Raw genomic sequence first — 23,788 nt, 5'->3', positions numbered from 1 at the left:
GCGCAGGGGAATAGCAGTAGGCCGGACCAGCCGACAAATACGAAGCGATCGCGCTTGAGCCAGTCGTCAATGGCGTCAAACCACCCTCTTGAACTTGGCGCGCGTCCGACTGCGATAGTCATGACAGCAAATCTCCAAACAGGTTAGTTATAAGTACAGTCATCGCGATTTCTGCTGGCTCCACCTGTAACTAGATGGGCTACGCAGAAAACAAACTAGGATGTCAATCTAGTTTACGATTCTTTACTGAGTTTAATCTTATTATGTCCAAGTTGCACAGTTTTGGGTAAATTTATTTAACTCATTTTAATATTTAGCGGTAGGGGCGACAGATGCGATCGCAGATGTTCATCACTCGTGACAGTTCAGGGAGTGAGTGCGCTTAAAGTCCAGGCTAGTAAAGGATTAGCAAAACTTACCAACGCCAAGATAGAGGCGAAGATGAAATCCTTTCTCCCCTGCTCAACGAATTTTCCCATCGGGCAGCAACTGGCTCGCGTCTGAGATACTAGGGATGTGGAGCCGATATTTAATTGCAATTGCTTAACTCATGTTTACAATCGACCTAATTTTGAAAAATACGCCGATGTCGTTGTCGGTGCAACGGAAGTCAGACGAAGATGCCCAAAGTGTTTACCAAGAAATTCTGAATGCAATCCGCTCTGGCAACGCGCAACTGTTAGAACTCACTTGCGAACGCCAGCCGGAGAAAAAAATCGGCATTCTCAGTAGCGAGATTGTTGCCGTTCAGGTATCTCAGAAATCCAGCACAGCATCGGCTGGAAGACCTCCCGGCTTCTTCGCCCTCGCTGAATGAAAACGTTTCCTGCTGGTGTCGAAATGGTCAAGCCTGCCATTCAAGTCAAAGACCTTTGCTTCAACTGGCCTAAAGGGGAGAAAGTCTTAGATTCCTGTTCTCTGGAGGTGCCCAAGGGTGAATTCTGGATGCTTTTGGGCACCAACGGCAGTGGAAAATCAACATTGTTGAGATTACTGGCTGGGCTGTTGCGTCCCCAAGCAGGAGAAATTCAGATATTAAACCCAATTGGCTTTGTCTTCCAGAATCCCGATCATCAGTTGGTGATGCCGACAGTCGGGGCTGATGTTGCCTTTGGGCTGGTGGAGGAAAATCTCTCGCCCGCTGAGATACGCGGGCGGGTAGAGCAAGCACTGGCAGCGGTTAATTTACTCGCGCTGGAACGACGCCCCATCTATGCTCTGAGTGGGGGTCAGAAACAGCGAATTGCCATTGCCGGTGCGATCGCCCGCCGATCGGAAGTCTTACTATTAGATGAACCCACCGCCCTGCTCGATCCGGATTCTCAGTTGGATTTAGTCGCGCAAGTGCAAAGCTTGGTGAAAAGCCGGGGTCTGACTGCCCTTTGGGTCACGCATCGATTAGATGAGTTAAATTATGCCGACGGGGCATTCTTACTAGAGCAGGGCTGCGTAGTGGATCGAGGAGAACCCAAACGCTTAAGACAACGCCTCCTGCAAACCCAAGATTCCTCCTTGTAACCAAAAACTATTTTTGGGCAGGCTTTGCCTAGTTCTGCAAAAAGGACGACAGAACTGACTTGACTATATTGTTAAGATGATGAAATAGTTATTTTCACCTAAAAAATCTTGGCTTAAAACAATGCAACGCCCATCCCCGCAGGCTGTTTTGCTCGTTGACGGCTACAACGTCATTGGACTATGGTCTTACCTGCAAAGAACCCGCGATCGCAATGGGCTAGAAGCCGCTCGTCTTGAATTAATTGAGGCTTTGGTCAATTACAGCGCTTTTAAGGGCTTTGAAACTCAAGTTGTATTTGATGCCCAGTATCAAGACACACGCAGTAATTGTGAATCTATCACCCACGAGCTATCAGTCTATTACACGGATTTTGGGCAGACAGCAGATACTTACATCGAAAAAACCTGTGCCTCCTTTCGTTACAATCCCTACAGATCGGCACGGCGCTTGATTGTCGCTACATCAGATCGGGCGCAGCAATTAACAGTAGTGGGGTATGGCGCAGAATGGATGTCAGCGCAACAGCTGGGTTACGACGTAGAATTAACCGCTCGTGCGGTTATACGCAAAAATAGACCCAAGAAACATTCGTCGGGGCGTTTTTTAGCGAATTCCCTGGATGCGAAAGCTCGCGAGCGTCTGGCTGAGTGGCGTTTGAACCAGAAATAACTGAACATTCATTCGGCTCAAAAAAATTTCTCAGAAAACTATAAAAGGGCTTGACAAGTTATATTGGCACTCGCTAATATTAGTAACTGTTGAAAAGATTGAGTGAACGATCCTCAGTAGCTCAGTGGTAGAGCGATCGACTGTTAATCGATTGGTCGCAAGTTCGAATCTTGCCTGGGGAGTTTAATTAATTTAATTGTAAGGATGAAGCATGAAAGAGAAAATTTCAGACTTCATCCTTCGCCATTCAGAATTTCAGAAGTTATGGTCGCTTGACCCAGCCGTAACGTTCCTGAATCATGGTTCGTTTGGTGCTTGTCCGCTGCCGGTTCTGGAAGCCCAGCAACGCTACCGGGCGCAACTGGAAAGGGAACCTTTGCGATTTTTTGTGCGGGAGTTTGAGCCGCTGCTGGATGCTGCACGGGATGAGTTAGCTCAGTTCGTGGGTGCCGATCCAGAAGAGTTGGTATTTGTCCCGAATGCGACAACTGGAGTGAATGCGATATTGCGATCGCTTGGCTTAGCCGATCCGAGCGATGCATCGCTTGCTTTCTCCCCAGACGACGAATTACTGACAACAGATCAGGAATACAATGCCTGCCGCAATGCGCTCAATTTCATTGCCAGTCGGACTGGGGCGCGGATAGTGGTGGCGACAGTACCTTTTCCCATCACATCGCCAGAACAAGTCATCGAAGCCGTGATGGAACAGGTTTCACCCAGAACAAAGCTAGCGCTGCTAGATCATGTAACCAGCCAGACAGGGCTAATTTTTCCTATCCAGCAACTCGCTCACCAACTGGCAGAGCGCGGCGTCGATACACTGATAGACGGTGCCCATGCGCCAGGGATGCTGCCGCTGAATCTGCGGGAAATCGGAGCGACTTATTACACTGGCAACTGTCATAAGTGGTTGTGTTCCCCGAAAGGAGCCGCATTTTTATATGTGCGGCGCGACAAGCAATCGGCAATTCGTCCGCTAACGATTAGTCATGGTGCCAACTCGCCCCGAAAAGAGCGATCGCGCTTTCATCTAGAATTCGACTGGATGGGCACCGACGATCCCAGCGCTTATCTGTGTGTCGCAGAGGCAATTCGGTTTTTGGGTTCGCTGTTGCCGGGGGGATGGCGCGAATTGATGGCGCGTAACCGAGCAATGGCATTAACAGCACGACAACTACTTTGCGAAACGCTACAGGTGTCGCCACCGTGTCCCGATGAGATGATTGGTTCGATGGCAACCGTGCCATTGCCGGATGAAATGCCAGACAGCCCAGGAGAGATGCAAATAACGCCGCCACTACAAGATGCGTTATGCGATCGCTTTGGGATTCAGGTGCCGGTGATTTATTGGCCTGCACCGCCCAAACAGCTGATTCGGATTTCAGCTCAACTTTACAACACTCCGGCGCAGTATGAATATCTAGGTAAAACGCTTGTGGAATTACTGTCTAGCTGACGAAAGACAACTGATGTAAGCCACTAAAACATCCAGAAAACCTTCCTGGAAGATAGAAATTAACCTTACCTTTACAGTTTTTTTCTTGATTTCTATAACCGTAACTTAACTCACGCTTGCATTTTTACAAAATTAAGATGTACTCTTCTTGTGATAAAAAAAACGAACCAAGCATTTCTACTTGGCTCTAAGAGCAAACACCAAATCACAGAAGTCTATAACCAAGGGAGAAAGACTATCTCAGGAAGGGAGATAATTTTGATAGCAGTTCTAATATTTAATATTTAGGCTCAGAACCGCGCTGTCTTTATGTTTATAAAGTTATCAATTTCCAAAACAAACAGAATCAATCTTCGGTGGGAAACTTCCTGAGGTCTTAGCTCTCTCTGAAGGAATATAAAACTTTCTGTTTTGCTGGGACAAACGCCTGTAAGGGCAGAATGCCCAGTTAGACCATTTTTGACTAGGGATTGGAAATGCTTGCGGCTTATAGATAACAAGAGCTCGCTTTTCTCTGAACCGATATCTACTGCGAACCTTGCTGAGTCACTCGCGCTAGCTGATTGGCAAAGTAAGTTTCCTGATACTTTAACGACCTTGCCAATTCCAACCCTTGTTCAAACGCTGCTTTTGCTGGCGCTAAGTCCCCGCGTTCTAGATAAATCTGACCGATTTGGTCGTAGGTTTTCATCAAGTTATAGTAATCGTAGGACTGCCGCTCTACCTGCAAAAGAGTTTGATAAACCTGCAAAGCATATTCAGGTTGTTTATAAGTTCGGTAGAGATCTCCTAGTTTTTTCAAAGCTTCGCTGGCAGAAGCAAACTGCTGTAAAGACCAGGCTATATTATAGGCTTCTTGGTAATTTTTACTCGCTTCATCTGGTTGTTTGAGAGCTTCGTAATCGGTAGCGATCGCTATCTTCAACGCTGGTATCTGAGTTAAATCATTAATGGCGAGGTAACTTTCTGCCAGCCGTTGCTTCACTTTTAAAGAATTTTCCGGTTGCTTCGCCTTGTCGTAAATGTAAGTCAGCTGTTGCAGATAAACCACTTGGTTGACCGTATCGCCCTGTTGAGTGGCAAAACTCAGCAATTCCTCATAAGTTGCCGCTGCCTTGGGATAATCAAACCAGTTCATGTGCAATTGGGCAATGATTTTCAGCATTGCCTCTTCTGTGGCTTTATCTTGGCGCTGCCGTGCATCAGCCAGCAACAGCTGATAATCTTCTAGCGCGGGGGCTGGCAGTCGTATCTGCTGGTAAGCTTGACCCAAAGCTTGCAACAGCTTTATGTCCACTGCGGAGACAGGGGAAGACAAAACAATTTCTTCGGTTTTGCCTCCATTTTGGTTTGTTTGCTGGCGGGGCTTGCCTTTCGGCTCTGGTGTCCTGCCAAAAGCCCGATCCTGAATTGCTTGCAGACGCTTGGTGATGATTTGCAAATCAAGTTTTTGATTATTTTCCCAAGCGATCGCTCCAACTCGTCCTAGCGCTTCTACCTCTTCCACCGTCCCTAGCGATCGCCGCAATCGCAATTCCCGATACCAAATTTCAAACGCTGCGGGTGCATTCCCGGCTTTCAGCTGAGCCGCTGCCTGGGCATTTAATTCATCCAGAGCCTGCCTGAATTGGCTGATTTCTCCAGGAGTCAGGGGACGATCTACTTGCGGCTGCGGCAGCAGTGGATCGGGTGTCGTTATCTCTAAGGGGTTGGGTTTGGGTTTATTATCCGCCGCAGTTGCTGCCCATCCGGCAGAACCGGAACACAGTAGGAACAAAACGGCAGCAATTCCCAGTCCTAAAGCGCTTGAGCGACGTTGCTGCAACCACAGACGAGCAAGCAAATTCTGCATAATATTTTTAGCGCGAGCAGTTTAAATTGTTAATAACAAACTATACAAGCAGACCTGGTTAATATCAGAAGTTGTAGCGTTTCTCACCCAACTGACTGCTACAGTAAAGCGATAGTTTCCGCGCTTGTTGTGAAGTTTAGGAGAAAGCTGGTGAACGGTGGGCAATTTAGACCACGATCTTGGGTGCTGGGGATAGCGATCGCCTTACTGACTTTTGTCACTTCCTGTGGAGTTCAGCCAGGAATGACACAAGATCGAGTTTTTCTGGATCTATCCCTCGACTTTTTGGGGGAATACCAGCTACCCAAGACGAAATTTAAGGATACACCTGTTTCTGGCTTATCGGGGCTGACCTACGACCGGAAGCAGAACCGTTTTTACGCAATTTCGGATGACCGCAGCAAGTTTGCCCCAGCCCGGTTCTACACCCTCAACATAGTTATCGATGACGCCAGCGATGGCAAAATTGGCATCCAGAAAGTAGAAGTTGAGGACGTTACCTTTCTAACCAAGGAAGATGGCAATACCTATCCCAAGAGTACGGTGGATACAGAAGGAATTGCCTTGTCTCCTCAACAATCAGTATTTATCTCTAGCGAAGGTGTCGCCCGCGATGGCATTCCCCCCTTTATCGGGGAGTTTGACTTAAAAACTGGACGCCTGCGGCAGAACTTACCCATCCCGGAACGCTATCTTCCCGATGTCAACAGCAACAAAACACAGACTCGTGGCATCCAGAATAACCTGGGGTTTGAAGCCCTCACCCTAAATCCCGTCGGTACTCTCCCAGCAGCCGGGGAACCGTTTCGTCTATTTACTGCCACTGAGTCATCATTGATGCAGGATAGCGAAGCAATTAGTTCAAAGCAGGGAGCAAAATGTCGGATCTTGCACTATTTGCTCAGCGATGGCCCACCGCTGTTGATTGCCGAACATTTATATGCAATGGAACCGCCTCCAAGTGGGGCACTCAAAGATGGCTTGCCGGAATTTTTATCTTTAGATGCAGGGGGGCACTTCCTCACCTTGGAACGTTCTTTGAGCCTGTTAGGTTACAGGGTGAGAATTTATCAGGCAGCAATGGGCGGGGCAACAGATATTTCTAGTGTTCCCAGCCTTAAAGGTGAGCTTACCGGCATTGAGCCAGTGAAGAAAAAGTTGCTGTTGGACTTGGATGAAATAGGCATTCCGTTGGGCAATTTGGAAGGCATGACTTTTGGCCCCCGCTTGCCGGATGGCAGCCAAAGTTTACTTCTAGTCAGTGATGATAATTTCCAAGATAAACAGACGACTCAGTTCCTATTGTTCCGACTCAAAAGTAAGCGTTAAAAACAGTTGACGCTCGCATTTCTCACCCTTCAATTCATCTCGATAATCTTTGCAATCCCATGACTAAGTTGTTTACCTTCAAACATTCGCGTCTCGCTATAGTATCCGGGATCAGCTTGATGACAATGATTGCTACGTCAAGAGCGATCGCGGCTTGGGTGCCCGTAAGCAAAACCCTCGACAACACCCCTATCTATATCGACGATGCGCGGATTGTGCGTCAGGGAAATCTTGTAGAATTCTGGCGACGGAATCTGTTTCAAGCTCCGGAAGCAGATGGTGCGATTGGGGTGGACAATTATCATGCAATAGAGTGTAAAAAAGGCTTATTCCGATGGCGTCGGTCTATTCGTTTTGACCAAAGCGGTCGGATTGTCGGGGATATCGACGTAGGTAAAAACGACAAGCTGCTAGAAGCAAAAATTCAATCGGGAAGTATCATCGGGGATTTTTATCAAGCAGTGTGCCCAGCCCAGATAGAGGAACCTAAAAAAAAATAACAAAAAGGGGATTTTTTCTTCAGCTTAAACCTATTTGAATGCGATAAGAAAAACTTCACTCCCCGCCACTCGACCTTCACGGAGAGGGGAGCAAGAAAATCTTGTGTGTATCTCCTGTGCATCTACCTAAAACGGGTAGCGCGTTCAGTTTTTTAACTTGATTTTGCATTTTTAATAACTTTCGCCAGCAAAAATGCTTGAAAAATTATCTGGCAACGGTTCCCTCGCCTGAATCCACGGGGTAGGGACTCCTTTTTGGCGTGCGGAAAGGGCAACAATCCCGCCTACAATGGCGCAGTTTGTGTCCATGTCGCCTAAACCGCTAATTGTCGCCCAGAAAGCTTCCTGGTAGTCTTCCAGATGATGGGCAGCACACCACAGGGCAAAAGGCACCGTATCTTGAGCTGAAATTTTGTAGCCGGAACCCAGTTGTTGCGCTACCACAGGTGGAGAGCGATCGCTCGGAATATCTATCGCTTGCCGAATGCCGCTACGTGTCTCGCTTTCCGGGATATTTTCGACAACATATTGGAGAAATTGCTCTCCAGACATCAATTCACCTTCACCCACCCTGTAAGCGATCGCAGCCGCAACTGCAACAGCGATCGCTCCAGTAATTCCCTCTGGATGAGCGTGTGTTGGTTGCGCTGAAAGAATTGCATTTTCTCGCACCGCTTCCAGATTGTCAGCAAAATAAGCGCCTAACGGTGCTACCCGCATCGCCGCACCATTGCCATAAGAACCAGTACCCCCGAACATCTCCGAAGCTGCCGTGCGCCAGTCTGCGCCCCATTGCAGCCTTGTTAGCAGCTGCTGCGCCCCTGCACCGTAGCCGCGAGAAGGGTTGAAGCGTTCGGCAAACGCTGCGGCAAGAGCATCGGGATCTATCCTTCCATAACGCCACAGTGTCTCCACGATAGACAGTGCCATCTCAGTATCGTCACTGTAGCGCCAGCGTCTGGGAGGAACTTGACGCTGTTGAATTCTTTCGTTCAGTTCCTCTCCCAGCCCAAAAAACCTGTCACCCAAGGCATCTCCGACAGAAAGCCCCGTCAAAGACAACTGCATTCGTTCTAATGGCTTCATCGTTTCAAGAAACTTTAGGAGGAGCGATCGCGCATCTTAAAATAAGGGGGATCATTTCTCAACAACGGCATTTTAATAAACAATGACGCATTCTACTGATATTGCTACCTTAGCTCGCTGGATGGCAGCAGATTTCAGCAACCAGGCACAAGCATTTGAAAATCCTCCCATCTTTGCCCATATCCGCGTCTGTATGCGTCCCCTACCGCTAGAACTGTTGTCTGGCGTGAGTTTCCTGGTGGAACAAGCGTATGACTATATGATTAATGACCCATATCGGCTGCGGGTTTTAAAGTTAATTACGAATGGCGATCGCATCGAAATTGAAAACTACACAGTTAAGAATGAAGAACAATTTTATGGTGCCTCCCGCGACCCCAAGCGCCTGCACAACCTCAAAGCGGACCAACTGGAAAAATTACCAGGCTGTAACATGATCGTCGAATGGACAGGTCACAGCTTCAAAGGTTACGTCGAACCCGGTAAAGGTTGTATGGTGGTTCGCAAAGGTCAAAACACCTATCTCGACAGCACCTTTGAGATTGACGAAAACAGGTTTATCAGTCTCGATCGGGGACGCGATCCCGAAACCGATGAGCATATTTGGGGATCGGTCGGGGGTCCTTTCGAGTTCGTCCGTTGGGGAAGTTTTGCCGAGGAAGTGAAGGTGTAAAGGGTTCAAAGCTAAAGGTTGAAGGTTCCTTGTCGCTAGGAACCTTCAACTTTCAATCTGGAGGTCTTGGAGACACTTTCACATCTGATTGCTAGGTCGCCCTGATTGCTGGGTCGCCGCCACTGGGACAACAACGCTTTCCTCCCAAAGATTGATGACGAAGGAGGGAAGAAATACGAGAAAGAAGCAAACGACTACAAGCTCGATGGGGTGTACCGGCGATCGCTCAGAAGGAATTCACTTCGATGGTCTAGAAGGTACCATTACCTGGTAAATTTACCGAGTGTTGGCAAGCAAGATTAATTGAACCCGTATGAAAGTCTTGGTTATTGGCGGTGATGGCTACTGCGGTTGGGCAACCGCGCTTTATCTTTCCAGTCGAGGATACGAAGTCGGCATTCTAGACAGCCTGGTGCGGCGTCACTGGGATATGCAACTAGGCGCAGATACCCTAACCCCTATTGCACCCATTCAACAACGCCTTCAGCGTTGGAAGGACCTCACCGGCAAATCCATAGACCTATTTATTGGGGATATCACTAACTACGAGTTCCTCCAGTCAGCACTGCACCAGTTTGAACCACAGACAATCGTTCACTTTGGCGAACAGCGTTCGGCACCCTTCTCGATGATTGACCGAGAACACGCTGTCGTCACCCAGGTGAACAACGTGGTGGGGACGCTGAATCTGCTGTATGCGATCAAAGAAGATTTCCCCGACTGTCACCTCGTCAAATTAGGGACGATGGGCGAGTACGGGACACCTAACATTGATATTGAAGAAGGCTACATCACCATCGAACACAACGGGCGTAAGGATACTTTGCCCTATCCGAAGCAGCCCGGATCGATGTATCACCTCAGCAAAGTTCATGATAGCCACAATATCCACTTTGCTTGCCGGATTTGGGGGCTACGCGCCACCGACTTGAATCAGGGCGTCGTGTACGGCGTCTTGACAGAAGAGACGGGCATGGATGAGCTGTTAATTAACCGCCTGGACTACGATGGAGTCTTTGGGACGGCACTCAACCGCTTCTGTATCCAAGCAGCAATTGGGCATCCCCTGACGGTGTACGGGAAAGGCGGTCAGACGAGAGGCTTTTTGGATATTCGAGATACAGTGCGATGTATGGAACTTGCGATCGCTAACCCCGCCCAACCCGGCGAATTCCGCGTCTTCAACCAATTCACCGAACTATTTAGCATCGGTGACTTAGCCGCAATGGTGAAAAAAGCCGGGAATTCCTTGGGACTGAATGTTGATATCCACAACCTCGACAATCCCAGAGTCGAGAAAGAAGAACACTACTTCAACGCCAAAAACACCAATTTGCTCGATCTCGGCTTACAACCTCACTATCTATCCGACGCCCTACTCGACTCGTTGCTCAACTTTGCCGTCAAGTACCAGCACCGCGTCGATAAAAATCAGATCATGCCCAAAGTTTCTTGGCACCGTCAGTAATCAGGATTGAGGACTGAGGACTGTTAGCGAAGCGGTGCGAAGCACGGACTGAGTGAAAAGAAAAATAGAGGAGAGAGTGGCAACTGGCAAGCAATTTGTTGGGTTGAATTGTTGCATTGAAAAGACAGATAAACTTTAATAACTCCTCAGACTTGACCGTTCATTGAGTCCTTAGCCCTCAGTCGCGATCGCGCTTAAATCTATCACTCAGCCCTCAGTCCTCATCCCTCAGCACTGAATTATGCGAATTGCTCTTTTTACCGAAACCTTTTTGCCCAAGGTTGACGGCATTGTGACGCGCCTGCGCCACACCGTTGAACATTTACAGCGCAGCGGCAACGAAGTGCTGATTTTTTCCCCAGATGGGGGGTTAACCGAATATAAAGGAGCCAGGATCTACGGAGTTTCTGGCTTCCCGTTGCCTTGGTATCCAGAGTTGAAAATGGCTTTTCCCCGCCCCTCCATTGGTTATCAACTAGAGAAGTTTCAACCGGATATCATTCATGTTGTCAACCCAGCTATTTTGGGACTAGCGGGTCTGTATTACGCCAAAGCGATGCAGATTCCCTTACTAGCGTCTTATCATACCCATTTACCCCAGTATCTCCAGCATTACGGCTTGGGAATGTTAGAAGGTGTGCTGTGGGAATTGCTCAAATCAGCCCATAACCAAGCGCGGCTGAATCTCTGTACTTCTACGGCGATGGTGCAGGAACTTACCAGTCACGGCATCCAGCGAGTGGATTTGTGGCAGCGAGGAGTAGATACAGAATTATTCCAGCCCCACTTGTCAAGCCGAGAAATGCGATCGCGTCTTAGCCAAGGACACCCGGAAAGCCCTTTATTACTCTACGTAGGGCGTCTGGGCGCAGAAAAAGAAATTGACCGCATTAAGCCCGTCCTAGCAGCCATTCCCAACGCGCGTCTCGCCTTAGTGGGAGATGGCCCCCATCGACAAGCCTTGCAACAACACTTTGCCGGGACACCCACCCATTTCGTCGGCTATCTGACCGGCGTTGAACTCGCCTCAGCCTTTGCCTCAGCAGACGCCTTTATTTTTCCCTCGCGCACAGAAACTTTAGGATTAGTGCTGTTGGAGGCGATGGCAGCCGGATGTCCCGTTGTCGCCGCGCGTTCCGGAGGGATTCCCGATATCGTTACCGATGGCGTTAACGGTTACTTATTTGACCCAAAAGATGAAGAGGGAGCGATCGCTGCTACCAAGCGCCTTTTGGCCCATCAAGAAGAACGGGAAACCCTACGGCAAAATGCTCGCCTCGAAGCCGAACGCTGGGGTTGGGCTGCCGCCACCCGCCAGTTGCAAAATTACTACGAATCAGCGATTCATTAACAATCAATCATTAGCAGTCAGGGTTCAGCAGTCAGGGTTTCCGAAAAACAACTGATAACTGAACCCTGAAATGCTCCTATTTAATACATATTCCTAAACACTACGGATGAGGATTTCAGGTCTCCGAGGTTAAATTAAGTTAGTGGGTGCTTATTTTTTAAGCGTTAACGATTAGCTCAGTAGGTGGAGACCAAACAAACCCAGATTGAACAACGCTTTTCCCCGTAAAGATGCGAAAATTTGCGTTTTTCGGCTATTTTTTACAGAATTAATCGCGATTTTAGGCTTTTACGGGTATTTTGACTAAATTGAATCTAAAAAAAAGTGTGAATCGCATACTAATAACAGCTAACAGCTAAAACCACAGCTTGCAAATGCTTCTCCCCATGACACTCTCTAATACCGGCAGCGTTCTGGCTACGTTAACTCAGCTTACGCAACTCAATCGTACTAGCGCCCTGACCTCGCGCGTCAAAGACCTGTCATTCGGCGAATTTATCTGCTTACTCGACTTTATTACCGCTGAGTTCCAGCAGTTTCTGCGGGCGATCGACATGATCAACAACGAAGCCCTGGAAACCATGCTGGAGCAGGTCATGGACGCCTTTACCCTCAAAATGGGTCAGATTCTGCAAGCAGACCTCACCACTATTTTTTTAGTAGACGAAGAAAAAAATCAACTTTGGTCAAAAATTCCCGATACGGAGACTGGGAGAGCCACCAAACAAATCCGGATTCCCATTAATATTGGCGTTGCCGGTCACGTCGCCAGCACCGGCGAATCTTTGAATCTTCCAGACCCTTACTCTCACCCACTCTTTAACAAAGAAGTTGACGAGCGACCGGGCTACCGAACCCGCAGTCTGCTTTGTATGCCGATTTATAGCAGCAAAAACCAGATTGTTGCGGTCGTTCAGCTATTAAATAAAGCTGGGGATGGGCCGTTTACCGAGGAGGATGAGCAGGGATTCCGCGACTTTGCTGCCTCTATCGGCATTATCCTAGAAAGCTGCCAATCGTTTTATATGGCGGCACGCAAGCAGCGGGGGGCAGAGGCACTGTTGCGGGCAACCACCTATCTCGGTCAAAGTCTTGACTTGGAAGCAACTCTGCGCTTTGTGATGGAGCAAGCGCGGGATCTGATGCAGGCGGATCGCAGCACCCTATTTATGCTGAGCAAAGAAACGGGAGAACTCTGGACGAAAGTTGCCAACAAAGATGGCACGGAGATCATCCCGATTCGCATTCCTTCTAACAAAGGAATTGCCGGTTATGTTGCCTCCACTCGTCAGCCGCTAAATATCCCGGATGCTTATAAAGATCCGCGTTTCGATCCCAGCGCCGACCAACGGACGGGTTATTTGACACGCAATATCCTATGTATGCCGGTGTTTAATTCATCAATGGAATTAATCGGCGTTACGCAGTTAATTAACAAGCAACCCGGCAGCTTCACGAGTTCAGATGAAGAGTTTATGCAGGCATTTAATATCCAGGCGGGAATTGCGCTGGAAAATGCCAAACTATTCGAGAATGTGTTGTTGGAAAAGCAGTATCAAAAAGATATCCTGCAAAGTCTCTCAGATGCAGTCATCTCTACAGATATGCAGGGACGGATTGTCACGATTAACGAAGCTGCACTGGAGTTGCTGGGGTGCCCGATTCGGGAAACCACGGGTAAAAACAACAAGCATCTGTGGGAGCAGAAACTAATCGGTCGTTTCGTTTGGGATGTGGTGCCCATCGAACATCTCCAGTTTCGCCTCCAGGATAGTCTGAAGACGGGTGCCAAGCAATATGTGCCGGAGCAAACCCTGACAGTAGGATTGTATGTAGAGAAGAGCCACCAGCCATCAGTAGCAGCCGTAGGAGCAATTCCAGAATTGTCCGTGCAGGCACAATGCGCCCAATGTCAGCAGGTAGCAGAAGTTCTCAATTCGGAAGCGACTCACTCGGAGGGAGAACCTACTGGAGTCCATATTCTGGCAATCCGCGATCGCCTCAATCCAAACATCTTCATTCCCTGGAATGAATCATGCAGTCCTGGCACTGTCGCCACTCACAGTTGTCATCAGATTTTGAGCGCCGATCAAGTCCAGGAAATTGAACGGAGTATGAATCTCACCGTTAATCCCCTTACCAACCCGGAAGGAGGCGTCAGAGGAGGCTTGGTGGTCTTGGAAGACATCAGCCACGAAAAACGGATGAAATCTACCTTGTATCGCTACATGACGCCTAGAGTGGCAGAGCAAGTCATGGCACTGGGCGATAAAGCGCTGATGATGAGCGAACGCAAGGAGGTGACAATTTTATTTTCTGACATCCGGGGCTACACCACTCTGACGGAAAATTTAGGGGCTTCGGAAGTGGTTTCGCTGCTGAATCAGTATTTTGAAACGATGGTAGAGGCAGTCTTTAACCACGAAGGCACCTTAGATAAATTCATCGGCGATGCCTTGATGGCGGTGTTTGGTGCGCCCCTGCCTTTGGCAGAAAATCATGCTTGGATGGCGGTTCAGTCGGCGTTGGATATGCGCCGCCGGTTGGCAGAGTTTAACCGTCGCCGTTTATTTGGAAACCAGCCGCAAATTCATATTGGCATTGGACTAAGTTCTGGAGAAGTCGTTTCCGGCAACATTGGTTCCCACAAACGGATGGACTACACGGTGATTGGGGATGGGGTGAACTTGAGTTCTCGCCTGGAAAGCGTCACCAAGGAGTACGGCTGCGATATTATCTTGAGCGAGTTTACCTACAACTTGTGCCGCGATCGCATCTTGGTGCGAGAGTTAGACAAAATCCGCGTCAAGGGCAAAAATACCGCCGTTAGTATTTACGAGTTGATCGGCGACCATCGACAGCATCTCGACGACTCCACGAAGAAGTTTCTCGATCTCTATCATCTTGGGCGTACAGCCTACACGGGAAGAAGCTTCCAGAAAGCGATCGCCTACTTTGAGGACGCCTACAGCCTACGACCCACGGATCAGGCAGTCACCGTCCACTTGGAACGGTGTAAGAACTACCTTCGACAACCGCCTTCAGATGCCTGGGACGGAGTCCACACGATGACCAGCAAATGAGGTTAATCGCTATTCGCGAATTGGTGTAAATTCTCTAGACGCTGCCCTTTTGCACCTCACCTTTCCGGATTATCCTCTCCACTCTGGAAAGGGTTCTCACCGATGGCGAGTTGCTTTTTGGTTTTTTTCAACTGCTTCCAGAGACTCTTAATTTGTTCGTAGGCTTCGGAGGATGAAATTTTCCCCCCAGTTTCCAGGTTGCAGATGAAATTCACCCGTTGAGCAAATTCCTGCAAATTTGCGTTAAAAACCAGGTTTTCTGGCTTGACTTGACCGTAGTAACGACTACGAGGATACAGAAAATCAGAGCGGTCTGCCATAGATTACCTCCTTGGGATAAACTACTCAACCTACTGGCGTGAGAAACGAACCAATCGTTAATCCTGTTTTTTGCCCAAGCTGGAAAAGCTAGCAACAGAAACAGGGAGGTATTCCGACCGTTGCCCGATCCACCTTGGAGTCGGTAGAACTTTCTTGCGATCGCCCGCTGTTGGAATCAGGATTTACCGGGTGTTTTGTTCGAGTCTTGACCACTATTGTGATCTTTGCACAAAGGGCTGCGCTTATTTTAATTACAGATTAATCAAAATTTAACCTTATCTTAATCAAAGATTATGCCAGTTACTCGCAGATGCCCAGATGTTGACGCCATTCGGCTCCTAAGGCATTAAAATCTTCTGTGCTGCTGCCGACGATCCATTAATACAAATAACGACTCTCCATGTCCGCCCAATCACCCAACCTTTACGAAGGCAAAGCCAAGATTCTCTATACCACGGACGATCCGGACATTCTGCTGGCTCACTTCAAAGACGACGCTACCGCCTTTAATGCCAAAAAGCGCGGTCAGATTATCGGCAAAGGTGAAATTAACTGCACCATTGCCGCTTATTTGTTCCAGGTTTTGGAAGCATCGGGCATCCCGACCCACTTCATTGACTGTCCGGCACCCAACCAAATGCGCGTCCAAGCGTTAAAGATTCTGCCCCTAGAAGTGGTGGTCAGGAACATTGCTGCGGGAAGTCTGTGTCAACAAACAGGGTTGCCCGTAGGTACCGTCCTGCCCGATCCGCTGGTGGAATTTTATTTTAAAAATGACGATCTCGGAGATCCTTTGTTAACACGCGATCGCTTGATGTTATTGAAATTAGCGACACCAGAACAGCTTGACCAATTACAAAGTAGCGCCTTGCGGATTAACGAAATCCTCAGAGACTTTTTTCACCAATGCCGGATTACCCTAGTGGATTTCAAGTTGGAGTTTGGCGTTGACCGGCATAGCGAGATACGACTGGGAGACGAAATCAGCCCCGATACCTGCCGTCTTTGGGATGAGTCTGAAGACGATCCAGACCGGCGAGTGCTAGATAAAGATCGGTTCCGTCGGGATTTGGGGCAGGTGGAAGACGCCTACCAGCAAGTGCTAAAAAGAGTTCTCGAACAAGTAAACAGTAAAAAGTAAAAGCAGAAAAAATTCTTTCTTTGGCTTTTTGCTTTTTTACTTTTGTCTCTATTTTCAATGTGTGTGGAAGTGTCGAAAACGAGTAAAAGAATGCGCTTATCTCCCTTTTTATTGACGATTTTGGCTGCCTCATCTGCCTGCTGTGTAGCATTTCCTGCCAGAGGGCAAACGACAAATTCTTCGTCGGACACCTCCGAGAGAACAGCGTGGTATGGCGATTATATTGAGCAGACCCAGGCTGACGCAGGACGCGATCGCCCAGAATCTCAACCAACCAATAACGTAGTCGTCAATGCTGTGAGTGCCCCAGAGACGACACCGCCTGGGAGAGCGCTTAGACCGTCGTCCAGCCTCACTGAGATTGTTACACGCTCCACCACCGCACCCGCTCCAGTTAACGTCCCAGTTAACGTCCCAGTTAAACCGGAGCGCGTAGAGGTTGCCAGTAGCAGTCGTCGGGAACCGCCACCAGCCAATAACGTGGTGGTTAACACCATGAGCGTTCCAACAACAAAAGAGCCTGTAGGGGCAAAATCCCCCTCATCCGTACTCAGCCAAACTCCCACAACCCAATCTCCATCCTCTCCCACGCCGGAAACAGAGCCAGTGGTTCCGCGCACCGGCGAAGAATCAACACCGCAACAAGAAACGCCGGATACCATTGAATTCGATCTCACGCCAGGGACGACTGGTGAGCCGAATCTTGAGTTGCCAGAGCCACGCGAACAACCTGTACCAACCCCTGAAGGTGGACAACCCGCGACAACGCCTGAAACGGTACAACCTGCGCCTACTGACCAGCCAGAAGCCAGAGTGCTAGTGGGTGAAGTCGTTGTTACTGGCGTAGAAGGGGATCTCGAAAACGAAGTTTATGAGGCAATTCGCACCCGACCCGGACAAACGGCGACCCGGAGCCAGTTACAGGAAGATGTGAATGCCATCTACGCCACAGGTTTTTTCAGCAACGCCAGAGTAGAGCCACAGGATACCCCGCTGGGCGTCCGTGTCGTCTTTGTAGTAGAACCTAACCCAGTTTTACGTCAGGTGGTGGTTGTCCCCGTCCCTGCCGACCAAAATCAGCGGGCACTCCCCCAAAAGGTAATCGATGACGCCTTCGCGCCTCAGTATGGTCGCACCCTCAACATCCGCGAACTGCAAGAAGGCATTAAAAAAATAAACCAGTGGTACAAAGAAAACGGCTATGACTTGGCACAGGTGGTTGCTGCACCCCAGATTGCTGAGGATGGCACGGTACGTCTAGAGGTAGCAGAAGGACTGATTGAGGATATTGAAGTCCGCTTTCTCGACAAAGACGGACAACCCGCAAATGATGAGGGTCAACCCATCCGGGGTCGCACCCGCGATTTCATCATCACGCGAGAAATTGAACTGAATTCTGGAGAAGTCTTTAACCGGACGAAAGCGGAAAGGGATCTGCGCCGAGTCTTTCGCTTAGGCATCTTTGAAGATGTGCGACTCTCATTCAGACCGGGGCAAGATCCGCGCAAAGTAGTGGTGGTCGTGGACGTGATTGAGAAGAACACCGGCTCAGTGGCGGCGGGTGCTGGGATTAGTTCCGCCAGTGGATTATTCGGCACCATTAGCTATCAAGAGCAAAATCTGGGGGGCAATAACCAGAAGCTGGGGGCAGAGTTGCAGGTCGGTCAGCGAGAACTGCTATTTGATGTCAACTTTACAGATCCCTGGATTGCTGGCGATCCTTACCGGACTTCCTACACCGTCAATGGGTTCAGACGCCGATCCATTTCGCTGATTTTTGATGGCGGTGACACAGAGGTGGAATTACCCGATGGAGACAGACCCCGCGTCCTGCGATTGGGGGGTGGCGTCACCTTCACCCGTCCGCTTTCCCGAGATGTTTTTGCAGATCCGGAATGGAGAGCGAGTCTGGGCTTGCAGTATCAACGGGTTTCGATCCGAAATTCCGACGGCGACATTAGCCCAAAGGATGAGCTAGGCAACGACCTGAGCTTTAGTGGGGAAGGGAAAGACGACTTGTTGACCCTGCAATTTGGGGTTGTGCGCGATCGCCGTAACAGCGCCGTAATTCCGACCTCTGGATCTCTACTGCGCCTAGGCGTTGAACAGTCTCTCCCCGTAGGTGTGGGAGGGATTCTGTTTAACCGTCTGCGCGGTAGCTATAGCTACTATCTTCCTGTCAGATATACGAACTTCTCCCCAGGGCCACAAGCGCTCGCCTTCAACGTTCAAGCCGGAACCGTCCTCGGCGATTTACCTCCCTATGAAGCTTTCTCTCTAGGCGGTAGTAACTCGGTGCGGGGTTTTGAGGAAGGAGATGTCGGCAGCGGTCGCAGCTTTATCCAAGCGACCGCAGAGTATCGCTTCCCGATTTTCTCGATTGTGGGTGGTGCTTTGTTTGTCGATGCCGCAACCGATTTCGGGACTGGTAGCACCGTGCCCGGAGATCCGGCTGGGGTGCGGGGTAAGCCCGGAAGCGGCTTTGGTTATGGTCTTGGCGTCCGCGTGCAATCTCCCCTCGGCCCGATTCGTATCGACTATGGTTTTAATAACGAAGGGGACAGCCGCCTCCACTTTGGAATTGGGGAGAGATTCTAAAAATTAAAAATGTAAAATTAAAAATTAAAAATTAGGAGAATTTCTTCAATTTTTAGTTTTTAATTTTTAATTTTTAATTATGAAACAACACACGCTAAAAGGATCTTTTGAACAATCTGGCGTCGGTCTACATAGCGGCGTCCCTACCCATGTCCGAGTGCTACCAGCGGCGGCTGGAGAGGGACGTTACTTTGTCAGAGTTGACCTGGCTGGGGCACCCGTGATTCCAGCGCGGGTGGAAGCAGTCAGTCAGACAACCCTCTCCACCGAACTTGCTAGCAGTGGAGAGGCGCGGGTTCGGACTGTGGAACACCTGCTAGCCGCTTTAGCAGGCAGCGGCGTTGATAACGCTCGAATTGAGATTGATGGCCCGGAAGTGCCCCTGCTGGATGGCTCAGCCCTGATTTGGGCGGAAGCGATCGCGCAAGCAGGAGTTGTTGGTAACGATGAAGGAATTCCCGATTCCACTTTTAAGCTAGAAAATCCCGTATGGGTCTATCAAGGCGATGCCTTTGTCGCCGCCCTACCCGCACCGGAGTTGCGCTTTTCCTACGGAATTGACTTCGACTCAGCAGCGATTGGCAACCAGTGGCACAGCTGGACGCCGGGGCGAGAAAATTTTGCCGAAGCGATCGCACCCGCCCGCACGTTTGGTCTAGCGCACCAAATTGAGCAGTTACAAGCCGCAGGTTTAATCAAAGGCGGAAGTTTAGAAAATGCCCTGGTTTGCGATTCACAAGAATGGCTTAATCCTCCCTTAAGATTTTCAAATGAGCCAGTGCGTCATAAACTTTTAGATTTAGTAGGGGATTTAAGTTTACTGGGATATTTCCCGCAAGCTCATATCCTCGCCTACAAAGCCAGCCATCACCTGCATATTCAACTTACCCAGCAGTTACTCCAAGAAGTTGCGAGTCGCCCTGAGTGAGCCTGTGTAAAGTGGCTGCGCGATCGCTTTTCTAGCCCCTAGCCTCTAATCCCTGTCATACAGCCCATGTCCACACTGATTGAAGTCAATACACCCGATGCTGAGACTGCGACGCCCCAAGCCAAGAATGTCGGGGAAGAAACAGCGCAAAACAGCCAGTCTGCTGCCAAAACCATCCTGACGATCGAAGACATTCAAAAACTGCTGCCCCATCGGTATCCTTTTGCATTGGTGGATCGGATTATCGAGTACGTGCCCGGAGAAAGGGCTGTGGGCATCAAAAATGTCACCTTCAACGAACCCCATTTTCAAGGGCATTTCCCTGGTCGTCCGATTATGCCTGGGGTATTAATTGTGGAAGCAATGGCTCAAGTGGGCGGGATCGTATTGACCCAACTCCCAGATATTGAAAGCGGCTTATTTATGTTTGCTGGCATTGATAAAGTCCGCTTCCGTCGCCCCGTAGTACCGGGGGATCAGCTAATCATGAGCGTGGAACTGCTGTGTGTCAAACGGCGTCGTTTTGGAAAGATGCACGCCCGTGCCGAAGTCGATGGTCAATTGGCTACAGAAGGCGAACTGATGTTTTCCATCGTTGACTAAAACAGTCATGAGGACTGAGGAGTGTTTGCTTAGCGCTACTCTATTCGCAGGCTAAAAAACAGGTTTGAGAAAAGAAGTTTGATGGCACATTAGTTGAAGAAGCTGATGGTTAAATTCTGACTCATAACTCCTAACGCTAACTTTATTCCTCATTCCTCAGTTTTGATTTGTGACTTGTCACTTTTGTTTACTCAGTCCATGCTTCGCTAACAGTCCGCGCGATCGCGCCGAAGAGCGCTAACAGTCCTGTATATGATTCATCCCACCGCGATAATTCACCCTGACGCTCAACTACACCCCAGCGTGGAAGTTGGGCCTTATGCGGTGATTGGAGAACAAGTAAAAATTGGTGCTGAAACCACAATTGGTGCTCATGTTGTAATCGAGGGACCAACGGAAATTGGCACCCAAAATCACATTTTTCCAGGGGCAGCAATTGGCTTAGAACCCCAAGACCTCAAGTATGACGGGGCTAAAACCTGGGTAAAAATTGGTGATGGTAATCGAATTCGAGAGTATGTCACAATTAACCGCGCAACTGGCGAGGGTGAAGCGACGGTAATTGGCAATGGCAATTTGCTGATGGCTTATGTCCACGTTGCTCATAATTGCGCGATCGCAGATAAAGTGATTATTTCCAATGCGGTGTCGCTCGCTGGGCACGTCCAGATTGATTCGCGGGCGGTGATTGGTGGCGTCCTAGGGATTCATCAATTTGTCCACATCGGGCGAGGCGCGATGGTGGGCGGGATGAGTCGCATTGACCGCGATGTGCCTCCTTATCTGCTTGTAGAGGGAAATCCATCGCGGGTACGCAGTCTCAACTTGGTGGGACTCAAACGCGCTGGTTTATCTGCCGCTGAGTTGGGAATTCTCAAAAAAGCGTTTCGGATTCTCTATCGTTCTGGATTACCCCTGAATCAATCCCTAGAACAACTGGATCTGCTCCCAGATAACGAATACTTGCAACACCTGCGCCGGTTCCTGCAACTTTCTCAAGCGCCAGGGCGACGCGGTCCGATTCCAGGGAAAAGAACGAAGAATAAGGATGAAGAGTAATTGGGAAACAAGTTGTAGAGACGCCCTAAACCGCGTCTGAGTTTTGAGTTCAAAGTAATTTGTTTCATTCAAAACTCAACTCAAAACTCAAAACTCGATTACCCATTACTGATTACCAAATTAATGCGTATATTTATCAGCACTGGTGAAGTTTCAGGGGATCTGCAAGGGGCGCTACTGATTGAGGCACTTTATCGACAAGCACAGGCAACTGGCTTGGAATTAGAGATCGTTGCCTTGGGGGGCGATCGCATGGCGGCAGCGGGTGCGACTCTCTTGAGCAATACCAGCGGGATTGGTTCGGTGGGGCTTTTTGAATCTCTCCCTTATGTGTTACCGACCTTACAAGTCCAGCGTCGAGCTAAACAGTACCTTCGAGAGAATCCGCCCGATCTGGTGGTGTTAATTGACTACTTGGGTCCAAATATTGGCGTCGGCACTTATCTTCAGCGACAGATGCCGCAGGTGCCAGTCGCGTACTACATCACGCCGCAGGTATGGGTTTGGTCGCCCTTTAAGCGCGACACCACTCGAATCATCGAGATTAGCGACCAAGTGTTGGCGATTTTCCCAGAGGAAGCGCAATATTTCCAAAAACGGGGGGCATCGGCTGCCTGGGTCGGGCATCCCTTGGTGGATCGGATGCAAAAGGCTCCCAGCCGAGAAGAGGCGCGAAGAATCTTAGAGATAGAGTCAGAACAAATTGCGATCGCGCTTCTTCCTGCCTCTCGTCCTCAAGAACTCAAGTATCTCATGCCGGTTATGTTTGAGGCGGCGAAAGCGATCCAAAACAAACTGCCTCAAGTTCATTTCTGGATTCCTTTGTCTCTGGAAGCTTATCGGCTGCAAATTGAAGCGGCGATTGGGCGTTATGGTTTAAATGCGACTCTGGTTGCTGGTAAAAGCCAGGAAGTTCTGGCGGCAGCTGATTTAGCGATCGCTAAGTCGGGGACTGTAAATCTGGAACTTGCCCTTTTAAACGTGCCGCAGGTGGTTCTCTACCGCGTTAGTCGCTTTACCTATTGGATTGCCCGTAATATTCTAAAATTCTCGATTCCCTTCATGTCGCCAGCCAACTTGGTAATGATGCGGTCGATTGTGCCAGAATTGCTGCAAGATCAAGCTACGCCAGAAAACATTGTCCAAGAAGCTTTAGAACTCTTACTCAATCCCGAACGTCGCCAGCAAACTGTTGCAGATTATCAAGAAATGCGCTCCTCCTTGGGAGAAGTGGGAGTTTGCGATCGCGCTGCCAAAGAAATCCTTCAAATGCTTTGAAAATTTTTAATTAAAACTTCCTTTAACTACTGACATTATTCCTTCCTAAAACCCGAGTTTCATCAATTTGTAAGGTTCTATAGCAATCCTTTTGAGATTCCAGCAGTTCAGCTCCCGACTTCCGTAAGAAGTCGGGGAGCTCGCCATCACAAATCATTTAGGATTGCGATATCAGGAACAGTTTCCTCAATTTTGGCATCTTGACGATAGGGAAACTTACACGGGGCGACTGACAGCCTAGCCTGGACAATCTGTTGCTTCCAGCTCATCAGTAGCAAGAAGGTCGCTTTGTGGTGGCAGAGCCACAGTATCCGAATAATATTAACTTGCCCAAAAATGTTGAGCAAATCGAGCATTTGCCACCTGCTCGACACCGCTAGTTTTACCCTTTCCAACTGTTCACTCTTAATATTACACGGACTGATATGGTTCAAGCGGGTTATTCTCCCAGCGTGCGTTTATTTGAAGCATCTGCATGTGGAACTCCAATGATTAGTGATTATTGGTAGGGGTTGGAAACAATTTTTGAAATGGGTAAAGAAATTCTGATTGCCGAGTCGCCTGCCGATACTTTACAGGATCTTCAAGAAACTCCGGAAGCTGAGAGAATTGCAATCGGCGATCGCGCTTGGACTCGCGCTTTGGCACAACATACGGCAGCCCATCGAGACTCTAAATTGGAAGGCTACGTCTTGGAGCGAATCACTTTGTATTCTTCCTTTAAAAATTAATACTGGCTGTAAATTTTTTACCGCCTGCTAGGCTTTTGTGGCAATTTCTCGATTCTGGGAAATTCCCGATTTTGCTTTGTTTTGATGAGGCTTAATTTTAAAGATTATCTTGGCAAAAATGCTTTATTTATGATAGAAAA

The 23,788-nt window shown here is 49.0% G+C and carries 21 protein-coding genes, 1 tRNA gene and 2 pseudogenes; 19 read left to right on the top strand and 5 right to left on the bottom strand.

Annotated elements, in window-relative coordinates; all coding sequences use genetic code 11:
* Positions 1-122: pseudogene (locus tag NDI34_RS10275) on the bottom strand (photosystem II D2 protein (photosystem q(a) protein)); the annotation flags it as partial.
* A gap of 428 nt (positions 123-550) precedes the next feature.
* Here NDI34_RS10275 and NDI34_RS10270 point away from each other — a divergent pair.
* From NDI34_RS10270 to NDI34_RS10250, 5 genes are all read left to right on the top strand, one after another.
* Positions 551-817 carry a hypothetical protein gene (locus NDI34_RS10270; RefSeq protein ID WP_190426202.1) on the top strand — a complete coding sequence of 89 codons (267 nt, stop codon included), beginning with the start codon at positions 551-553 and terminating at the stop codon, positions 815-817.
* Positions 818-840: 23 nt separating this feature from the next.
* Positions 841-1,518, top strand: coding sequence for an ABC transporter ATP-binding protein (locus NDI34_RS10265; RefSeq protein WP_190411754.1), 678 nt, complete (start codon positions 841-843; stop codon positions 1,516-1,518).
* 121 nt (positions 1,519-1,639) lie between these two features.
* Positions 1,640-2,188 carry an NYN domain-containing protein gene (locus tag NDI34_RS10260; protein ID WP_190411750.1) on the top strand — a complete coding sequence of 183 codons (549 nt, stop codon included), beginning with the start codon at positions 1,640-1,642 and terminating at the stop codon, positions 2,186-2,188.
* Between the two features lie 110 nt (positions 2,189-2,298).
* Positions 2,299-2,370: transfer RNA gene (locus NDI34_RS10255), tRNA-Asn, on the top strand.
* A 29-nt stretch (positions 2,371-2,399) separates the two neighbouring features.
* Complete coding sequence (locus NDI34_RS10250) at positions 2,400-3,647, top strand: aminotransferase class V-fold PLP-dependent enzyme (RefSeq protein WP_348232603.1); 1,248 nt, start codon at positions 2,400-2,402, stop codon at positions 3,645-3,647.
* Between the two features lie 526 nt (positions 3,648-4,173).
* Here the strand turns inward: NDI34_RS10250 and NDI34_RS10245 are convergent.
* Complete coding sequence (locus NDI34_RS10245) at positions 4,174-5,499, bottom strand: tetratricopeptide repeat protein (protein WP_348232602.1); 1,326 nt, start codon at positions 5,497-5,499, stop codon at positions 4,174-4,176.
* Positions 5,500-5,649: 150 nt separating this feature from the next.
* On the opposite strand from NDI34_RS10245, the gene NDI34_RS10240 reads away from it, so the two are divergent.
* Both NDI34_RS10240 and NDI34_RS10235 read left to right on the top strand, forming a co-directional pair.
* Complete coding sequence (locus tag NDI34_RS10240) at positions 5,650-6,828, top strand: esterase-like activity of phytase family protein (RefSeq protein WP_348232601.1); 1,179 nt, start codon at positions 5,650-5,652, stop codon at positions 6,826-6,828.
* Positions 6,829-6,947: 119 nt separating this feature from the next.
* Positions 6,948-7,328 carry a surface-adhesin E family protein gene (locus tag NDI34_RS10235; protein ID WP_190527540.1) on the top strand — a complete coding sequence of 127 codons (381 nt, stop codon included), beginning with the start codon at positions 6,948-6,950 and terminating at the stop codon, positions 7,326-7,328.
* A 171-nt stretch (positions 7,329-7,499) separates the two neighbouring features.
* On the opposite strand, the gene NDI34_RS10230 is transcribed toward NDI34_RS10235, so the two are convergent.
* Positions 7,500-8,414 carry an ADP-ribosylglycohydrolase family protein gene (locus NDI34_RS10230; protein WP_348232600.1) on the bottom strand — a complete coding sequence of 305 codons (915 nt, stop codon included), beginning with the start codon at positions 8,412-8,414 and terminating at the stop codon, positions 7,500-7,502.
* Between the two features lie 82 nt (positions 8,415-8,496).
* Between NDI34_RS10230 and NDI34_RS10225 the strand changes: the two genes are divergently transcribed.
* From NDI34_RS10225 to NDI34_RS10205, 5 genes are all read left to right on the top strand, one after another.
* On the top strand, positions 8,497-9,087 hold the full coding sequence (locus NDI34_RS10225; RefSeq protein WP_190411745.1) for a chromophore lyase CpcT/CpeT: 591 nt from the start codon (positions 8,497-8,499) through the stop codon (positions 9,085-9,087).
* Positions 9,088-9,175: 88 nt separating this feature from the next.
* Entirely contained in the window at positions 9,176-9,361 is a 186-nt protein-coding gene (locus tag NDI34_RS10220) for a hypothetical protein (protein ID WP_190411744.1), read from the top strand.
* A 39-nt stretch (positions 9,362-9,400) separates the two neighbouring features.
* On the top strand, positions 9,401-10,555 hold the full coding sequence (locus NDI34_RS10215; protein ID WP_190427239.1) for an NAD-dependent epimerase/dehydratase family protein: 1,155 nt from the start codon (positions 9,401-9,403) through the stop codon (positions 10,553-10,555).
* A gap of 241 nt (positions 10,556-10,796) precedes the next feature.
* A complete protein-coding gene (locus NDI34_RS10210) occupies positions 10,797-11,906 on the top strand; it encodes a glycosyltransferase (RefSeq protein WP_190437605.1) in 1,110 nt (369 codons plus the stop codon).
* 386 nt (positions 11,907-12,292) lie between these two features.
* Positions 12,293-14,989 (top strand): GAF domain-containing protein, encoded by a 2,697-nt coding sequence (locus NDI34_RS10205; protein WP_348232599.1) that lies wholly within the window; start codon positions 12,293-12,295, stop codon positions 14,987-14,989.
* Positions 14,990-15,045: 56 nt separating this feature from the next.
* On the opposite strand, the gene NDI34_RS10200 is transcribed toward NDI34_RS10205, so the two are convergent.
* A complete protein-coding gene (locus NDI34_RS10200; RefSeq protein ID WP_190411740.1) occupies positions 15,046-15,309 on the bottom strand; it encodes a hypothetical protein in 264 nt (87 codons plus the stop codon).
* Positions 15,310-15,710: 401 nt separating this feature from the next.
* Here NDI34_RS10200 and purC point away from each other — a divergent pair, with 401 nt between their 5' ends.
* The 6 genes from purC to lpxB all read left to right on the top strand — a co-directional run bounded on the left by purC (position 15,711) and on the right by lpxB (position 22,917).
* A complete protein-coding gene (gene purC, locus NDI34_RS10195) occupies positions 15,711-16,451 on the top strand; it encodes a phosphoribosylaminoimidazolesuccinocarboxamide synthase (protein ID WP_348232598.1) in 741 nt (246 codons plus the stop codon).
* Between the two features lie 90 nt (positions 16,452-16,541).
* Entirely contained in the window at positions 16,542-19,049 is a 2,508-nt protein-coding gene (locus NDI34_RS10190) for a BamA/TamA family outer membrane protein (RefSeq protein ID WP_190411738.1), read from the top strand.
* 79 nt (positions 19,050-19,128) lie between these two features.
* The gene (gene lpxC / locus NDI34_RS10185) at positions 19,129-19,977 is read left to right on the top strand and encodes a UDP-3-O-acyl-N-acetylglucosamine deacetylase (protein ID WP_348232597.1); all 849 of its coding nucleotides are present in this window, start codon (positions 19,129-19,131) and stop codon (positions 19,975-19,977) included.
* A gap of 66 nt (positions 19,978-20,043) precedes the next feature.
* On the top strand, positions 20,044-20,580 hold the full coding sequence (gene fabZ, locus NDI34_RS10180) for a 3-hydroxyacyl-ACP dehydratase FabZ (protein WP_190822713.1): 537 nt from the start codon (positions 20,044-20,046) through the stop codon (positions 20,578-20,580).
* Positions 20,581-20,832: 252 nt separating this feature from the next.
* On the top strand, positions 20,833-21,639 hold the full coding sequence (gene lpxA / locus NDI34_RS10175) for an acyl-ACP--UDP-N-acetylglucosamine O-acyltransferase (RefSeq protein ID WP_190822711.1): 807 nt from the start codon (positions 20,833-20,835) through the stop codon (positions 21,637-21,639).
* Between the two features lie 123 nt (positions 21,640-21,762).
* Positions 21,763-22,917, top strand: a complete 1,155-nt coding sequence (gene lpxB / locus NDI34_RS10170) for a lipid-A-disaccharide synthase (protein WP_348232596.1) — start codon at positions 21,763-21,765, stop codon at positions 22,915-22,917.
* Between the two features lie 146 nt (positions 22,918-23,063).
* Here the strand turns inward: lpxB and NDI34_RS10165 are convergent, their stop codons facing one another.
* Positions 23,064-23,273 (bottom strand): hypothetical protein, encoded by a 210-nt coding sequence (locus tag NDI34_RS10165; RefSeq protein ID WP_348232595.1) that lies wholly within the window; start codon positions 23,271-23,273, stop codon positions 23,064-23,066.
* Positions 23,274-23,342: 69 nt separating this feature from the next.
* On the opposite strand from NDI34_RS10165, the pseudogene NDI34_RS10160 reads away from it, so the two are divergent.
* Positions 23,343-23,648: pseudogene (locus NDI34_RS10160) on the top strand (glycosyltransferase).
* Positions 23,649-23,788 lie beyond the last annotated feature (140 nt).

It is taken from the genome of Trichocoleus sp. DQ-U1 (genome assembly GCF_039961925.1).
Classification (GTDB): domain Bacteria; phylum Cyanobacteriota; class Cyanobacteriia; order Cyanobacteriales; family FACHB-T130; genus FACHB-T130.
This window is presented reverse-complemented; position numbering and strand designations above follow the sequence as displayed.

What these genes read in the sequence shown, in the direction of transcription:
- NDI34_RS10270 (WP_190426202.1), top strand. Translation starts at nt 551, where the DNA reads ATGTTTACAATCGACCTAATTTTGAAAAATACGCCGATGTCGTTGTCG.
- NDI34_RS10265 (WP_190411754.1), top strand. Translation starts at nt 841, where the DNA reads ATGGTCAAGCCTGCCATTCAAGTCAAAGACCTTTGCTTCAACTGGCCT.
- NDI34_RS10260 (WP_190411750.1), top strand. Translation starts at nt 1,640, where the DNA reads ATGCAACGCCCATCCCCGCAGGCTGTTTTGCTCGTTGACGGCTACAAC.
- NDI34_RS10250 (WP_348232603.1), top strand. Translation starts at nt 2,400, where the DNA reads ATGAAAGAGAAAATTTCAGACTTCATCCTTCGCCATTCAGAATTTCAG.
- NDI34_RS10245 (WP_348232602.1), bottom strand. Translation starts at nt 5,499, where the DNA reads ATGCAGAATTTGCTTGCTCGTCTGTGGTTGCAGCAACGTCGCTCAAGC.
- NDI34_RS10235 (WP_190527540.1), top strand. Translation starts at nt 6,948, where the DNA reads ATGACAATGATTGCTACGTCAAGAGCGATCGCGGCTTGGGTGCCCGTA.
- NDI34_RS10230 (WP_348232600.1), bottom strand. Translation starts at nt 8,414, where the DNA reads ATGAAGCCATTAGAACGAATGCAGTTGTCTTTGACGGGGCTTTCTGTC.
- NDI34_RS10225 (WP_190411745.1), top strand. Translation starts at nt 8,497, where the DNA reads ATGACGCATTCTACTGATATTGCTACCTTAGCTCGCTGGATGGCAGCA.
- NDI34_RS10215 (WP_190427239.1), top strand. Translation starts at nt 9,401, where the DNA reads ATGAAAGTCTTGGTTATTGGCGGTGATGGCTACTGCGGTTGGGCAACC.
- NDI34_RS10210 (WP_190437605.1), top strand. Translation starts at nt 10,797, where the DNA reads ATGCGAATTGCTCTTTTTACCGAAACCTTTTTGCCCAAGGTTGACGGC.
- NDI34_RS10205 (WP_348232599.1), top strand. Translation starts at nt 12,293, where the DNA reads ATGACACTCTCTAATACCGGCAGCGTTCTGGCTACGTTAACTCAGCTT.
- NDI34_RS10200 (WP_190411740.1), bottom strand. Translation starts at nt 15,309, where the DNA reads ATGGCAGACCGCTCTGATTTTCTGTATCCTCGTAGTCGTTACTACGGT.
- purC (WP_348232598.1), top strand. Translation starts at nt 15,711, where the DNA reads ATGTCCGCCCAATCACCCAACCTTTACGAAGGCAAAGCCAAGATTCTC.
- NDI34_RS10190 (WP_190411738.1), top strand. Translation starts at nt 16,542, where the DNA reads ATGCGCTTATCTCCCTTTTTATTGACGATTTTGGCTGCCTCATCTGCC.
- lpxC (WP_348232597.1), top strand. Translation starts at nt 19,129, where the DNA reads ATGAAACAACACACGCTAAAAGGATCTTTTGAACAATCTGGCGTCGGT.
- fabZ (WP_190822713.1), top strand. Translation starts at nt 20,044, where the DNA reads ATGTCCACACTGATTGAAGTCAATACACCCGATGCTGAGACTGCGACG.
- lpxA (WP_190822711.1), top strand. Translation starts at nt 20,833, where the DNA reads ATGATTCATCCCACCGCGATAATTCACCCTGACGCTCAACTACACCCC.
- lpxB (WP_348232596.1), top strand. Translation starts at nt 21,763, where the DNA reads ATGCGTATATTTATCAGCACTGGTGAAGTTTCAGGGGATCTGCAAGGG.
- NDI34_RS10165 (WP_348232595.1), bottom strand. Translation starts at nt 23,273, where the DNA reads ATGCTCGATTTGCTCAACATTTTTGGGCAAGTTAATATTATTCGGATA.